We start from the raw sequence: 14,290 nt of genomic DNA, 5'->3' as shown, positions 1-14,290 counted from the left end.
CAGGTGCCGTTGATGACAGCGATCACAGACAACCCTCGCGGGTGCTTCGGCTTGGTGGCTTCGCGGTTCAACGAGTTCATCGTCTCACGGCTGCTGCTAGGGGCTCGGGCTGCGTTCGATTCGGCCGGCGTACCGGACTCACTTCTGATCGTGAGCCGCGTGCCGGGCGCCTTCGAGATTCCGCTGGCCTGCAGGTTGCTGATCCAGCGGAACTCCGTCGATGCCGTCGTTGCCCTCGGCTGCGTGATTCGCGGCGAGACGCCTCACTTCGATTACGTGGCGAGCGCGGCAGCGTCCGGATGCGCCCGCGTGGCGTTGGATACCGGCAAGCCCGTCATCTTCGGGTTACTTGCGACCGATACCGTCGAGCAGGCCATGCAGCGTGCTGGCCCCGGACCCGCAAACAAGGGTCACCAAGCGGCTATCGCAGCCATGGAGATGGTACAGGAGATCCGGCGAATCCTCGCTGGCCCTCGACCAGGGCGTACCGGCGCTTGAGCCCGCTGCGGCCTCGAGTGGCGGACAACAGCGGTATCGGCCACACTGCGGGGCGGAGTAAGGACGGACCCTAAGGCCGCCCGCTGGTCATTGAAAGATGGGACTTCGGCGCAAGGCCCGTGAGGCCGCCCTTCAGATGCTGTACGAGATGGAGCTCTCGGGCATGTCCTGTGAGCGGGCCATCGCGGCCTACTGGTCCAACCTGGAGACGTCGCGCACGCCCGTGGCCTTTGCGAACGAGCTCGTGCGCGGGTGGGCGCGGAATGCAGGGCGGGTCGACCGTGCGATAGCCGCGGTGAGCGAGCACTGGCGGCTTGAACGAATGGACTGCGTTGACCGCAATATCTTGCGACTGGCGACCTATGAGCTGATGATGTTGGCAGACGTGCCGGCCAGGGTGACCCTCAACGAGGCGATAGAGCTGGCGAAACGTTTCGGTCATGAGGGCAGCGCCGCGTTCGTTAACGGAGTCCTGGACCGCGTCGCCGCAGAACAGGGAAAGGGCTAGCCTAGCTTCTAGCCGGCGATGGAGATACGCTTCGCAGCACCGAACCTGAGGCAGCTCGACACCCTCCGGTGCGAGGCGCTGGCTGGCGCGTTCTTCGAGGACGAGCGCCCCTTGCGGGGAGCGTTGGGCTACATCGACTGGCGCATGTGCGGCATGCTTTCACGCCTGCTGGTCCAGGAGAAAATCACTGGCCGCAAGCACGAGACGGTATTGATCCCGGTGCGCCCCCGCCTGAAGCTCGACAAGCTGTTCTTGTTTGGCGCCGGAAAGCAGGAAGACTTCGACGAACATGCGCTCGAATCGGTGGTCCGTCTCATGTTCGAGACGCTTGCTCGCACACGCGTACGGTCATCGGCGTACGTGCTGCCCGGACGCAGCTTGGAGCTGCTCGAGCCGGTGGCGGCAGTCGAGGTGTTCCTGCGTCTCAGCGCCGCGTACAGCGATCACGACGAGGTGACTCTGGTCGAGACCTTGGAGGGCCAGAAAGCCATGGCAGCTGTCGTGGAACGAGAACGACGGCGGGCTCGCGCGCGATCACTAGGCTGACCGGAGACCCCGCAGCGACGGCCTTGCAGGACGCACGCGCCGCTCGCCAGCCCTTGGTTGGCATGCTACCTGCGTATTGGTGGTGAGATTGGCAGTCACTTCGGGCAGTCACGTTGGGGTGCGAGCGGGCAGGGTGCGAGCGGGCAGGGTGCGAGCGGGCAGGGTGCGAGCGGGGAGACAGCTGAGGCATGACTGAAAGTCGACGTATCAAGCGTTCGACCCGCGCAATCGGTTCGTGCCTTGTCCTGTTCGCGTTCGGGGTCGTTGCTGACCTGGGGACCAAGCAGTGGGCTCTCGAGACGCTTTCGGCTGAGCGTCACGGGCCCACACCACCGGTGTGTGAACCGGACGCCCAGGGGCTCGTGTACATGCAGCACGTACGCTCGCGGGTCGTCGTCCTGATCGATGACTATCTCGAGCTACGCTACGCCGAGAACTGCGGAGCGGCCTTCGGCTTCTTGGACAACGCGCCGGGACCCCTGCGGGGTGTGCTTTTTGTCAGCACGGCGCTGCTGGCGATCGGCGCACTTTCGTGGATGTTCCTGACGGGCAGCGGCGGTCCCCTTTTCGCCGTAAGTGCTCCACTGGTGATATCCGGCGCGGTGGGCAACTTGGTCGACCGGCTCAGATTTGGGTACGTGATCGATTTCATTCGCTTTCACGTTTACGACAGCTTCGAGTGGCCCACCTTCAACGTGGCCGACGCCGCCATCACCGTCGGTGTCGCCCTGCTTTTTCTGGATGGCCTCCGCCAGGGGCAGGCCAAGGAGCAGCCTAGCCCGCTTCCGACAGGACCCTGAGCCGGAAGGCGAATGCCTGTTCATTGATGTGGGCCTCGTGGCGCTCGCCTTGGGCAGCGTCCGACCAGCCGATGCGGAGGTCGTCGCACAACGTTTCGCCGCAAATGTACTCGCGGTGCTCCTCGATCGCGTGCGCGAGCTCTTCGCTTGCTTCGCAGGCAAGTGCGATGCGCGCCTCATAGGCTAGTTTGCGCGTCTTGCGAGCGCGTTGTACGCGGTTCACCACCTCGCGCGCCAGGCCCTCCCGCCGCAGCTCATCGGTTAGCTTGGTGTCGAGCACTACAACAAGCGGGCCGCTGGCCGCCGCGGCAAAGCCCGCCTTCGCCGCCAGGCGCACCTCGATCTCGTCGGCGCACAACCGCAGTGGACCGTTCGACAGTTCGATTTCGACCTCCCCAGCGACTTGAAGCTTGGAATAGAGCGAAGCCGCATCCGCGGCTGCCAGCACCGTCTTGCATTCGGGCATGCGGTTTCCCAACCGGGGCCCGAGCTTGCGGAAGTCCGGCAGGATCTGAAACTCGACATAGCGGGTGGGCTCCCGGGTGAAGGCGAGCTCGTGAACGTTCAGCTCCTCCCGGATCGCATCCGAAAACTGGGAGATCGCGCTGCGGGAACGCGGCGTCGCACCGATCACGAAAGCGTGCCCAAGAGGCTGGCGGACTCTGAGCCGGTACTGGGCTCGTACCCGCTGCCCCAGGGTCACGACGAGACGGGCCTGCCGCACGTCCTCGCGCAAGGTTTCGTTCCTGCGCTCAGCGAGCGGCTCGGGGAAATCGGTCAGATGGACCGATTCGGGCACGTTCGCGAATCGCCTGCGCACGAGGTTCTGGTACAGGTCTTCGCCCAAGAACGGCGTGAACGGAGCCAGCACCTTGGCCAGCGTGACCAGTACTTCGTACAGCGTTGCGAACGCGGCGTGCTTATCGTCGCCATCGCCCGCCGCCCAAAAACGCGAGCGGCTACGCCGCACGTACCAGTTTGACAGCGCGTCGACGAAACCCACGAGACGGCGGGCGGCGATATGCGTCCGGTAGGCGTCGAGCTCGGCGCGCACCGAGCCGATCGCGGCATCGAGCTCCGCCATGATCCAGCGGTCGAGCACGGGTCGATCGCCAAGGCCCGGCCCAACCTTGCTCGGGTCCCAGCCATCGATGTTCGCGTAGGTGACGAAGAAACTGTACACGTTCCACAGCTTGAGGAGAAACTCCCGCAGCGCCTCCGATGCTGCTCCCTCGTAGAAACGCATGTTCTGGCCCGGAACGCAGTTGATGCAGAGAGCCCAGCGGACCGCGTCCGCGCCCTGGCGCTCGATCATGGCGAGCGGGTCGGCATAGTTGCGCCTCGACTTCGAGAGCTTGTGACCTTTCTCGTCGCTTATCAGGCCCAGCACCACGCAGTTGCGGTAGGGGTGAGGGTAGGGCCGCTCGGGAAACAGCAGGGTGCTGATGGCCAGCAGCGAATAGAACCAGCCGCGCGTTTGGTCGATCGCTTCGGTGATGAAGTCCGCTGGGAGCTGCGCGGCAAAAACCTCACGGTTGTGGGCCGGGTATCCCCACTGCGCGAAGGGCATGCAGCCCGAATCGAACCAGCAGTCGACTACCTCTGGGACTCGCCGGTAGACGCCGGGCTCGCCAGCCTTGGTCCAGGTAATGGCGTCGATCCATGGTTTGTGCACGAGCAGGTGCTCGCTGAGGTTGGGGTCGTCAGCGAGGGCGCGCTCGAACACGTCCAGGCCGTCCGGGTTCTTGCTCAAGACATCATCCCACGAGGCGACCGCCTCCATGGCCCCGGTTTCGTCATTGACCCAGATGGGCAAGGGAGTTCCCCAAAAGCGCTCGCGGGAGAGCGCCCAGTCCACGTTGCTGCTCAAAAAGGATCCGAAGCGACCGTCGCGAATGTGATCGGGCTCCCAATGGATGCCCTGGTTGTTTTCGATGATCCGATCGATCTCGCGGGTGGTACGGATGAACCAAGAGCTGCGGGCGTATTGGATCAGGGGGTCATCCATGGAACGCCAGCAAAAGGGATAGTCGTGCCGGTAACGCTCCTCCGAGAAGAGCAGACCGCGGCCGCGCAGGTTGCGGACGATTTCCCGATCGGCCTCCTTGCAGAAACGGCCGGCAAAGTCGCCTGCCTCGGGCAAGAAATTGCCGTCCGGACCGATGAGCTGCAGGAAACCCAAGCCCTCGGAGCGGCAAACCCTGAAGTCATCCTCGCCAAAGGCAGGAGCGATGTGCACCATGCCGCTTCCCGTGTCCATGCTGACGAAGTCGTCCGCCACGACCACGTGAGCCGGGCCGCCCTGTGGCTCCTTGAACGAGAAGACCGGCTCGTACTTGCAGCCTGCAAGATCACGTCCGGGACGCTCCGCCAAGACCCGGTACTGCAGGTTGGCGAGCAGCTTGCCGAGCAGCGCCCGAGCCAGGATGACCTTCTCGCCCGATTCGAGCTGCGCGGTGACGTAGGGCTCGCTCGGATGCACCGCCAGCGCGACGTTGGACGGCAACGTCCACGGAGTCGTTGTCCAGGCAAGAAGGGAAGTGTTGTCCTGCCCCCGCAAACGAAAACGCACCACGATGGATGGATCCTCTACGCTCTTGTAGCCCAACCCGACCTCGTGCGAGGACAACGCGGTGCCGCCCTGCGGCCACCACCACAACACCTTGCGGTCCTGGTACAGCAGTCCCTTATCGAAGAGCGTCTTCAGCGCCCACCACACGCTCTCGACGTACTTGCGGTGAAAGGTGACATAGGCGTTATCGAGGTCGATCCAGAAGCCGATCTGGCGAGTCATCTGCCGCCATTCCTCGATGTACTTGAAGACAGACTCGATGCAGCGGCGGGTAAAGGCTTCGACTCCATAGTTTTCGATCGCAAAACGTCCATGGATACCGAGGTCCTTCTCGACCTCTACCTCCACGGGCAGCCCGTGGGTGTCCCAACCCGCGCGCCGGCTCACGTAGTGGCCACACATCGCTCGGTAGCGCAGAGTCACGTCCTTCATCACCCGCGTCAGCACGTGACCTGGATGCGGCTTGCCGTTGGCTGTGGGAGGGCCCTCGTAGAACACGAAGGTCTTGCCGCCGCTGCGCGCCTCGACGCTCTTCCGAAAGATCTGCTCTTGCTCCCAGAACGCGAGCCATTGCTTGTCCCGCGAAGGGAACGAGACTTCGGGTGTGACGGGGTCAAACATGGCGTGGGTCTAGCACGGAATTTTTGGAGCGCTCAAACCACGCGATCGTTTGATGGAAGATGCCTGGAGGACCCCGCTGGCCGAGGCTGAGCCGGCTCGGGAAGGAAACATGGCCACCGCTTTGCACCCAGCACACCCGAAGCGCCTCGGAGGCGCGTACGAGACTCGGCGCGACGCTGTCCCGGCTCACCATGGGATCGCGCCGGACGCTGACAAGCAGGGCTGGCACCCGCAGCCGGGATAGCCGGCCGCCCACACTGACCTGCCGGTAGTAGCGCTCCGCGCTGCCAAAGCCGTAGCGACGCGCCACGGTGAGGTCGTCCCAGGCTCTGATTCCCGTCACGCGGCGAACTCGCTCGGGCTCCACCGGAAGCGAGCGCTGCTGGGCGACCCGGCTGTACATGGCCTTCAGCTCGGCCAGGATCACTCGTCTGTAGAGCACGCAACCGAGCGCATCAAACGCGTCGGCAGCTGCGGAAAGGTCGAGCGGCGCGCAGACAGCAGCCGCGGCCTTGAGCCTCGGCGGACGGTCAAGGGCCAGCTGCAGCACGACATGGCCCCCAAGGGAAAAGCCAAGCACGAACAGCTCCGAGAACTCGGCGAGCTCGGGGCTGCGCAAGGTCGCGGCGAGGTCCGAGCTGAGTCCCGCGTGGTAGAAGTCCTGCCCCAAGCCATCCGCGCCACGCAGATTGAGTCGCAGCGAAGACATGCCGGCGGCCGTGGCGGCCTGGGCCGCCCGCAAGCAGTAGGGGCTTTGGGCGCTGCCCGCAAGGCCATGTACAATGACGACCAGCGAGGTGCTCGCCGGAACGCGCTGCAACCAGCCGCTGAGGCGAACGCTTCCGAAGCGCTCGTCGGCTAGGGTTAGAGTCCACGGCCGGCTACCGGATGATGCGAACGGAGGCCGTATCCGGTCACGTACGAAGCCCCCAATTGTCCAAGCGTGTCCCCGCATGGACCAACTTAGCTAGTACACAGGCAAGGACGGGTCGATCTCCTTTGCCCACGCGACTATTCCACCCTCCAGGTTGTAGACTCGGGTCAAGCCGGCGCCAAACAGCACTTCGCAAGCCGATGCGGATCGGCCACCGAGCTTGCAGTGGACCAGTATGTCGCGGTCAACAGGCAGCTCATCGACGATATCGCCGACTGTTTCGTGCTGATGCAGCCGATCGACGAAATCCAGGCTGGAGATTTGGGCTTCGTGCGGTTTGCGCACGTCCAAGACGAACGGCTTCCACCCTGCGTCAAGCTTTTGCTTGGCTGCGGCTGCGCTGATGCTCTGGAAGGCGGCACGCTTCTGGGGTGCGTTTTCCTCGCCCAACGGCGAGCCGCAGAACTGCTCGTAGTCGATCAACTCGGTGATCGGCTTCGCCGCAGGATCCTTGCGCAGTCTCAGCTCGCGGAAGCGCATGTTGAGCGCGTCGTAGATAAGCAAGCGGCCTGCTAGCGAGGTCCCCTTGTCGAGCAAGATCTTGATGGTTTCGGTCGCCTGAATGCAGCCGATTACACCAGGAAGAATGCCCAAGACGCCACCTTCGGCGCACGAGGGGACCATACCCGGAGGGGGGGGTTCGGGGTACAGGTCGCGGTATTGCGGCCCACCCCGGTAGTTGAACACCGAGGCTTGACCCTCGAACTTGAAGATCGACCCGTATACGTTCGGCTTGCCCAGAAGCACGCACGCGTCGTTGACCAGGTAGCGTGTGGCGAAGTTGTCGGTGCCATCCACGACCACGTCGTACGGCTCGAGGATGCGCAGGGCGTTGTCGCTGCTCAGCATCTCCTCGTAGAGATCCACCTGCACGTGTGGATTGACATCGTTGATAGTGGTCTTGGCAGAGTCGACCTTGCGTTGCCCCACCCTCGACGTTGCGTGGATGATCTGCCGCTGCAAGTTGGAGGCGTCGACCACATCGAAGTCCACGATTCCGATGCGACCTATCCCGGCTGCGGCCAGGTACAGAAGCAGCGGTGAACCAAGCCCGCCCGTGCCGACGCAAAGAACACGCGCTGCCTTCAGCTTGCGCTGGCCCCCCAAACCTACGTCCTCTAGGATAAGGTGCCGCGAGTAACGAGCGATTTCCTCCTTGCTAAGCTCCGGCAATGTCATGTGTCACCCGGTCCGTGAGGTGTCCCGCGCCGCCCCAAGAGCGCTCAGGCGGTTGCTGGACTCCAATCCTTCACGAGCCTACTTAGGTTCGGGTCTCCCGGCGGTCAAGCTGCCGCGCTTGTAGGTGCGGATCGTGTTTTCAGAACCCCGGATCGTCCAATACGACACCATCGGCGGCGCCGGGCGGTGCCTGGCGATGGCGCTCCTGGCCGGGGTCGCGCTGCTTGCGGGGGCCTGCGGGGACAGCCGCACGGCAAACGCTCAGCGCAAGATCCGCGAAGAGCACGGGCCGGCGCTGGTGAAGACGGTGCTCGAGGACTTGGCTCGACATCGCAAGGGATTGCGCAAGGCAGCCGGCCGCCTTGCCCCTGGTTTCGTCAAGGTCTCGGGCGCCCAACAAGAAAAGGACATGCGCTGGGCGGTGCGCAAGATCCACGAGCCCCCCAAGGGCATTCCCGAGCTGGTCGTGTCTCCCATGAGCTTCATGGCCGCTGTGAACGGCGACGGTGTCGTGGTGGCGCGCGATACCAAGCGCGCCGAGGACGACCACATGATGGGCATGAAGCTGGCCGATCGTTTCCCCAGCGTACGCCGGGCGCTCGAGGGCGAAGCCGGCTACGAGGTGGGTAGCTTCGAGAGCCTATTCAAGGGCGGCAAGCCTTCGGTGAGTATCGTCATGGCGGCTCCCTGCCGCTACGAGGGCCGCGTGGTGGGCGCATTGGTGCTGGGCATACCCCTGTGGCGCCTCCAACAGAGGCTCAGCAGGCAGCTGCAGCTGGATCATGCCAGCGTGGACGGGCTCATCTTGTGGGTCTACGTCTACAAGGGTCCTGAGCTGTTTCACCATGGGACGCCCCCCAACCTCGATACGGTGGTTCCTGATGCGCAGACGCGCGAAGCCGGCTACAAGCGCAGCCATGGTGGATTCACCGGGGAGCTGCAGCAGTTTGGCCGCTGGTACGGATGGGGCGTGAGCCCGCTGCGCGTGCTGGGCCCGGACGTGGGCATGATCATCGTTCGCTCCGATCCGCTATGACATCGGGCTAGTCTGGGCGGTGCGTCCACCAACCGCCTGCCCGGCTCAGTAGATCGATACCCCCAGCGAGTATTCGCTCGCCCGCGTCTGGCCTCGCGTGCCGGATATGCTGGCCAAGCCGACCCGTCCCGTGAGCGCCAAGCGCGTCGTCAGCTCGAGCTGGGCCAGGACTCCGCCGCCGAAGATCGGGTCCTGACCAGAACGCGAGCGGCCGAGTGCCTGGTCCTCTACGCGCCGCAACAGGCCCGCTTGTAGGTAGCCACCCAGGTGCGCTCGCCCCAACGCAGGCGCGTAGCCATGCAGCTCCAAGTTCACCCGCTGGTTGACCAATGTTTGCCGTTGGCCGTTGTCGCCCCAGCCGTAGCCCAGATTGACGATCAGGCCTATGTGTTGGCTCGGGAAGCCACCGAACTGGATTCGGGTCGAGAAGCCTGGGTAGGCCTTGCCGTCCATGCTGGCGAGGCCGGCCCCGCCCAGCTCCACGCCATACGTGAACCCCTTCCGGTCCAACGGAGCGCGCCCGAGAGGCCTCCACGGCCCCTCCCCCTGCACGACCACGGCCTCCTGTACGTTCGCGATGGTTGCTGGGTCCAGCTTGGACAGCGGAACCCAGAACCACGCGCCGTTGCGCTGCAGCAAGTGCACGGGATGGTCTTGGTGCAGCTCGACCCAGCCGTCGTAACGCGGTCCCTCCGCCGCGGCGAGTCCCACCGCACCCAGGACTGCGAGCACCGTCAGTGCCTTGGCCGATTCCTCGGCGGCCTCGGCCTTGGAGGCCACGCTCTGCACTGCTGCGCCGGCGCCGCGGGCCGGGGGTGAACCCGCGTCGACCACGACAACCGTGGAAGGGTAGACACCCACGGCGGGGGCCGGTCGAGGGCGGCCCTCGACGCCGAAGCGCTGCAAGACCCGCACGCGCTGGCCGCGCTGTTGAGGCAGCGCGCTTGCAAGCCGATGCAGCTCGTCGTGCTTGATTCGAAAGGTCGTCCCCAGGCAGCCGGCGAGGCACAAAGCGCCACCGAGCCCGCCCAGCCAGATCAACCTTGAGGTGAGTCCATGCGGCATGTCCGCGTCTTTCCTCGGGCGAAGCGCCGTGTTCGTATGTCATACGCAAAGCGTCGGGTCAAAACGGCTGGCCCTGGGCTCCGCCCTGCTGGCCCTGGGCTCCGCCCTGCTGCTGACCCTGGCTCGCCCCCAGTCGCTCCCACTCGGACTTGACAGCCTTGAAGGTCTCGATCGCCTGGTTGCTCAGGTCGAGTGCCCCGGCTTCGACCAGCCTTGAGCGCACTCGCTTGGGATCCCTGTCCCAGCCTTGGGGTAGGTCGAGCTTCAGCGAGAATGGAACGCCTTGAAGCAGACCTTGCTCGGCCAGTGTCCACAGCACTTCGGCCGCCAGGAATTGGCCTGCCACCTTGCGCACGAGGGTGTCCAGGCGACTCGAAACCGGAAAAAGATCGTAAACCGTCACGGTGTCGTCGGGCACGTTGAGGTGTTTGCGCAGCGCCGCGAACGCTTGCGGTGCCAGGGGCAGCTCCACGATGTCGACGCCTTGCGTAGGCCGGGAGCCGATGGCTCGCACGGCGCGTCCCAGGGCATCCCCGTGGCTGCGGGTGATCGCTGCCGGTCTCGCGGACGCGTCGCAGATGGCGGTCAGTACAAGAAAGGGGAGGGCACCGTCGTTGGACATTGCAGCGTATCCTGTACTGGCCCGCGGGAGAATCACTCGTGTGTTTAGGTGAGGACTGGGCGCCGCTGGCGAGGCGCGACGACGAGGAGTATTGGGGATACTTCGAGCAGGAGCAACATAGCCAGCGGTGGTCAGAAGCGGCAAAGTGGATGAGTTGTTCTTCCGCGTGCCCCAAGCTTGCGCGTGGGCTCCGTGCAAGCCTACCGCAATCCAAGGTCGCCGATACTACAGCCAGCGCTGCCAGGCGACTAGATGCCCTCGGCGGGAGTCAGTAAGCCATTTTGCCCGTTCTGAACGCCGCACGTCGCCGTCCACACTCCTCGAATATGCTCTGCATGTCCTTCGTCCCGCAAACGCGCCGGGCAACACGCAGCCCTCGCAGCTGTACCGGTTTCGGCCCGATCGGTCGGCTGGCTCGGCTCCATTGCGGACATTCTGCCTGGCGTTCCGCCTTGACGCCCCCGGCCTCACCCGCTAGGTCTCGCGCCGCCTCGTTCTGGCGCGGACGGCTAAAGGCAGAACACCAACCATGCGCGTCGTAATCAACCCCAGCCATCCGGAACCGCGCAAGCTTCGCTTCGCAGCCGAGAAACTGTGCGCCGGGAGTGTCATCGCCTACCCCACCGACACGGTCTACGGTTTGGGTTGCGCCATCGGACACAAGAGGGCGCTCGACAAGGTGTATCGGCTCAAGGCTCTGCCCCGCGACAAGGCACTGTCGCTCGTGTGTGCCGACCTGAGCGTGGCCGCTCGCTATGTCCAGATCGACAATCGAGCCTACCGACTCATGAAGCAGCTGCTGCCGGGACCCTACACGCTTATCCTGAATGCGACCCGCGACGTGCCTCGGACCCTGATGATGAGGCGCCGTACCGTGGGAATCCGTGTACCGGACTCGCCTGTCGTGGCTGGGCTGGTAGCTGCGCTGGGCGGTCCCATCATTTCGACGAGCGCCACCTACGGTGGCGACGTGCTGACCGATCCCAGCGAGATTGCCGCCCGTTTTTCAGGCCTCGACTTGGTGCTGGATGCGGACCTGGGCGGCGGCACGCCCTCCACCATCGTCGACCTTTGCGGCGACGATCCAGTCGTGCTGCGCCAAGGCGCGGGTCCGGCGGATCGGCTTGCGTTCGATGCCGGCGCCAGCGCCTGCGAGCCTGGCATGAGCGAGCCGGAAGCCGCTCCGGTGTCTTCCCCGTAGCCCGCTATTCCCCATTCCGCCCGGCCGGGAGCGCAGGCTTTCGGATAGCTTGTGTGCGGCAACTCCGGTCTTTCGAAGACCGCGAGCGCGCAGGGTCGTCTTCCAACAGCGTCCGCAGCCGATCGAGGATCTGCTCGGAAAGCTCGGCTTTGCTGAGTCTTGTGGTTTCGGTCTCCTTTTCGTGATCCAAGATCGCGGCTTGGGTCGCATCGTTGCCAAACGCGACGTTGGCTAGGTTGGCCACGATGAGGTCCGCTCTCTTGTCGCGCAGCTTGCGTCGCGCTTCGGCCAGCATGTCCGCGGTCTCCATGGCGAAACCCACGAGCAGCGGCCGACAACCCTGCCTGCGATGGCCGAGCTCTGCGAGGATGTCGGGGTTGCGGACCAGTTTGAGTGCAAGCCCTGAGTCGGCCTTCTTCAACTTGTGGTGCGAGCGTTGTTCGGGCCGGAAATCCGCGACTGCGGCGGCCATGATCACGGCGTCGGCACCGGCGGCGCGTTCGAGCACAGCCTGGTGCATTTCCAGAGCGGAACGCACCTCGACCCGCTGCACGTTCAACGGTGGCGCCAGCGCCGTGGGGCCGCTCACCAAGACAACCTCGGCGCCGCGCGCCGCAGCACGCGCAGCCAGCGTGTAGCCCATGCGGCCGCTCGAGCGGTTGCTCAAGAAACGCACGGGATCCAGGTCCTCGATCGTCGGGCCGGCCGTCACCAGGAACCTGCGTCCCGCGAGATCGGAAGCGGTCAGCGCGAAAGCGAGATGATCTGCGATGACCTCCGGTTCGGCCATCCTGCCCAAGCCCTCGGAACCGCTCGCCAGCTGTCCCCGAGTCGGGCCCACGAACAAGGCTCCGTCCTGTTCCAGTCGCTTCACGTTGGCTCGGGTGCTGGGTGCGAGCCACATCCTTTCGTGCATCGCCGGCGCGTACAACACCGGGCAGCGTTCGCGGTCCGCGCAGCACAACGTGGCCAGCAGCACGTCGTCGGCCATGCCGTGAGCTGCGCGCGCCAGCACGTTCGCCGTCGCCGGAGCGACCACCATGGCCTGGGCCCAGTCGGCCAGCTCCACGTGGACTTCGCCTCGGTACTCGGGATCCCACAGGTTCGAAACCACCGGGCGGGAGCTAAGCCCGGAGAACGTGATCGGCCCGACGAAGCGCGCGGCGTTGGGCGTCAGCACAACCTGTACCTGCGCGCCTCTGCTGCCGAGCTCGCGGGTTAGCGCGACGGCTTTGAAGGCGGCGATGCCGCCCCCCACCCCGACCACGACGCGCTTGCCGGACAGTGGCACCTGCAAAACGCTCAACCCAGCACGATACCCGGCGCGGGAAAAGAAGCGCACAGATCCTTGACCTGCCCGCGGATTCGCTCCTGCAGGCTCAGGTCGCCGGGCGCTTGCACGACATCGGCGATCCAGTCTGCGAGTCGTCGTGCTTCGTCGCTTCCCATGCCCCGGCTCGTGATGGCAGGCGTTCCGAGCCGCAACCCACTGGGATCGAAGGGCTTGCGCCTGTCGAAGGGCACGGAGTTCGAGTTGCAGACGATGCCCGCTTTGTCGAGCGCCTTGGCGGCCACTTTGCCGGGTACCCCCTGGGGGCTCAGGTCCGCGAGGATGAGGTGGTTGTCCGTGCCGCCGGTGACCAGCGTGAAACCACGCCGCTGCAATCCCTCCGCCAGCGCCCTGCAGTTGTCGACCACAGCCGCGGCGTAGCGCTTGAAGCGGCCGGACTGCGCTTCATGGGCTGCCACGGCAATCCCCGCCGTGGTGTGGTCGTGAGGACCGCCCTGCAATCCCGGGAACACGGCCTTGTTGATCCGCTTCGCGTGCGCTGCGTCGCACAGGATCATGCCGCCGCGTGGGCCTCGCAGGGTCTTGTGTGTCGTGCTCGTGATCACCTCGGCCTTGCCTACGGGGGAAGGGTGGACACCGGCTGCGATCAAGCCCGAGATGTGGGCAATGTCGGCGACCAGGACCGCGCCCACTTCGCTTGCGATAGCGGCGAATTGCGCATAGTCGATGATCCTGGGGTAGGCGGTGGCGCCGCACCAAATCAACTTGGGACGGTGCTCTCGCGCCAGGCTTGCCACACGGTCGAAGTCGATGCGCTGGTCGTCTTCGCGCACACCGTATTGCACGGACTGGTAGTAGCTGCCCGTGATCGAGACTCCCCAGCCGTGGGTGAGATGTCCGCCGCTCGGCAGTCCCATGCCCATCACCACGTCGCCCGGCTCGCAAAACGCAAAGTAGACTGCCAGGTTGGCGGGCGAGCCGGAGTACGGCTGCACATTGGCGTGCTCGGCGCCGAACAGGGCCTTGAGGCGTTCGATGGCAAGCCGCTCCACGGGATCGATGTTGTCCTGCCCCTCGTAGTAGCGACGGCCCGGGTAGCCCTCGCTGTACTTGTTTGTGAGCACGCTCCCGCTCGCTTCGAGCACGGCTCGCGAGGCGTAGTTCTCGCTCGGAATCAGGCGGGCCTTTTCGTGCTGGCGCCGTTCTTCCTGCCTTATCAGCGAGGCAATCTCGGGGTCGACCTCCGATAGCGTGGGTTGTGGCATGCGGTGCTCTACTCGACGCCTTAGGCTCCGCAACAGAATAACCTGTACAGATCGCAGAGGACCGGGCGTCGCTGGCAAGGCGCGACGACGAGGAATATTGGGGATATTTCGAGGAGGAGCAACACAGCCAGCGACGTTTGGGACCCGCGAAG

The 14,290-nt window shown here is 64.9% G+C and carries 13 protein-coding genes; 6 read left to right on the top strand and 7 right to left on the bottom strand.

What is annotated here, in order from left to right; translation table 11 throughout:
- Positions 1-12 precede the first annotated feature (12 nt).
- The 4 genes from ribH (at position 13) to lspA (ending at position 2,352) form a co-directional block, all read left to right on the top strand.
- Positions 13-498 carry a 6,7-dimethyl-8-ribityllumazine synthase gene (gene ribH / locus MJD61_11385; GenBank protein MCG8555871.1) on the top strand — a complete coding sequence of 162 codons (486 nt, stop codon included), beginning with the start codon at positions 13-15 and terminating at the stop codon, positions 496-498.
- 97 nt (positions 499-595) lie between these two features.
- Entirely contained in the window at positions 596-1,006 is a 411-nt protein-coding gene (gene nusB, locus MJD61_11380; protein ID MCG8555870.1) for a transcription antitermination factor NusB, read from the top strand.
- Positions 1,007-1,024: 18 nt separating this feature from the next.
- On the top strand, positions 1,025-1,552 hold the full coding sequence (locus tag MJD61_11375; GenBank protein ID MCG8555869.1) for a hypothetical protein: 528 nt from the start codon (positions 1,025-1,027) through the stop codon (positions 1,550-1,552).
- A 188-nt stretch (positions 1,553-1,740) separates the two neighbouring features.
- Positions 1,741-2,352, top strand: coding sequence for a signal peptidase II (gene lspA, locus MJD61_11370; GenBank protein ID MCG8555868.1), 612 nt, complete (start codon positions 1,741-1,743; stop codon positions 2,350-2,352).
- Here lspA and ileS read toward each other — a convergent pair.
- From ileS to moeB, 3 genes are all read right to left on the bottom strand, one after another.
- Entirely contained in the window at positions 2,327-5,545 is a 3,219-nt protein-coding gene (gene ileS / locus MJD61_11365; protein ID MCG8555867.1) for an isoleucine--tRNA ligase, read from the bottom strand. The genes lspA and ileS overlap by 26 nt on opposite strands.
- The gene (locus tag MJD61_11360; GenBank protein MCG8555866.1) at positions 5,538-6,365 is read right to left on the bottom strand and encodes an alpha/beta fold hydrolase; all 828 of its coding nucleotides are present in this window, start codon (positions 6,363-6,365) and stop codon (positions 5,538-5,540) included. The genes ileS and MJD61_11360 overlap by 8 nt, the downstream gene beginning before the upstream one ends.
- 147 nt (positions 6,366-6,512) lie before the next feature.
- On the bottom strand, positions 6,513-7,658 hold the full coding sequence (gene moeB, locus MJD61_11355) for a molybdopterin-synthase adenylyltransferase MoeB (protein MCG8555865.1): 1,146 nt from the start codon (positions 7,656-7,658) through the stop codon (positions 6,513-6,515).
- Positions 7,659-7,791: 133 nt separating this feature from the next.
- Between moeB and MJD61_11350 the strand changes: the two genes are divergently transcribed.
- The gene (locus MJD61_11350; GenBank protein MCG8555864.1) at positions 7,792-8,694 is read left to right on the top strand and encodes a cache domain-containing protein; all 903 of its coding nucleotides are present in this window, start codon (positions 7,792-7,794) and stop codon (positions 8,692-8,694) included.
- Positions 8,695-8,739: 45 nt separating this feature from the next.
- On the opposite strand, the gene MJD61_11345 is transcribed toward MJD61_11350, so the two are convergent.
- Entirely contained in the window at positions 8,740-9,759 is a 1,020-nt protein-coding gene (locus tag MJD61_11345; protein MCG8555863.1) for a hypothetical protein, read from the bottom strand.
- A 58-nt stretch (positions 9,760-9,817) separates the two neighbouring features.
- A complete protein-coding gene (locus MJD61_11340) occupies positions 9,818-10,381 on the bottom strand; it encodes a hypothetical protein (GenBank protein ID MCG8555862.1) in 564 nt (187 codons plus the stop codon).
- A 529-nt stretch (positions 10,382-10,910) separates the two neighbouring features.
- Here MJD61_11340 and MJD61_11335 point away from each other — a divergent pair.
- Positions 10,911-11,582, top strand: a complete 672-nt coding sequence (locus MJD61_11335) for a threonylcarbamoyl-AMP synthase (protein MCG8555861.1) — start codon at positions 10,911-10,913, stop codon at positions 11,580-11,582.
- A gap of 4 nt (positions 11,583-11,586) precedes the next feature.
- Here MJD61_11335 and coaBC read toward each other — a convergent pair whose 3' ends face one another.
- Positions 11,587-12,888, bottom strand: coding sequence for a bifunctional phosphopantothenoylcysteine decarboxylase/phosphopantothenate--cysteine ligase CoaBC (gene coaBC, locus MJD61_11330; GenBank protein ID MCG8555860.1), 1,302 nt, complete (start codon positions 12,886-12,888; stop codon positions 11,587-11,589).
- Positions 12,885-14,138: a serine hydroxymethyltransferase gene (locus MJD61_11325; GenBank protein ID MCG8555859.1), complete on the bottom strand. Its 1,254-nt coding sequence runs from the start codon at positions 14,136-14,138 to the stop codon at positions 12,885-12,887. Before MJD61_11325 ends, coaBC begins: the two co-directional genes overlap by 4 nt.
- Positions 14,139-14,290: the final 152 nt, after the last annotated feature.

The organism is Pseudomonadota bacterium (assembly GCA_022361155.1).
Classification (GTDB): domain Bacteria; phylum Myxococcota_A; class Polyangia; order Polyangiales; family JAKSBK01; genus JAKSBK01.
This window is presented reverse-complemented; position numbering and strand designations above follow the sequence as displayed.

Excerpts from the sequence above, each read along its gene's own strand:
- ribH (MCG8555871.1), top strand. The coding sequence starts at position 13 with ATGACAGCGATCACAGACAACCCTCGCGGGTGCTTCGGCTTGGTGGCT.
- nusB (MCG8555870.1), top strand. The coding sequence starts at position 596 with ATGGGACTTCGGCGCAAGGCCCGTGAGGCCGCCCTTCAGATGCTGTAC.
- MJD61_11375 (MCG8555869.1), top strand. The coding sequence starts at position 1,025 with ATGGAGATACGCTTCGCAGCACCGAACCTGAGGCAGCTCGACACCCTC.
- lspA (MCG8555868.1), top strand. The coding sequence starts at position 1,741 with ATGACTGAAAGTCGACGTATCAAGCGTTCGACCCGCGCAATCGGTTCG.
- ileS (MCG8555867.1), bottom strand. The coding sequence starts at position 5,545 with ATGTTTGACCCCGTCACACCCGAAGTCTCGTTCCCTTCGCGGGACAAG.
- moeB (MCG8555865.1), bottom strand. The coding sequence starts at position 7,658 with ATGACATTGCCGGAGCTTAGCAAGGAGGAAATCGCTCGTTACTCGCGG.
- MJD61_11345 (MCG8555863.1), bottom strand. The coding sequence starts at position 9,759 with ATGCCGCATGGACTCACCTCAAGGTTGATCTGGCTGGGCGGGCTCGGT.
- MJD61_11340 (MCG8555862.1), bottom strand. The coding sequence starts at position 10,381 with ATGTCCAACGACGGTGCCCTCCCCTTTCTTGTACTGACCGCCATCTGC.
- MJD61_11335 (MCG8555861.1), top strand. The coding sequence starts at position 10,911 with ATGCGCGTCGTAATCAACCCCAGCCATCCGGAACCGCGCAAGCTTCGC.
- MJD61_11325 (MCG8555859.1), bottom strand. The coding sequence starts at position 14,138 with ATGCCACAACCCACGCTATCGGAGGTCGACCCCGAGATTGCCTCGCTG.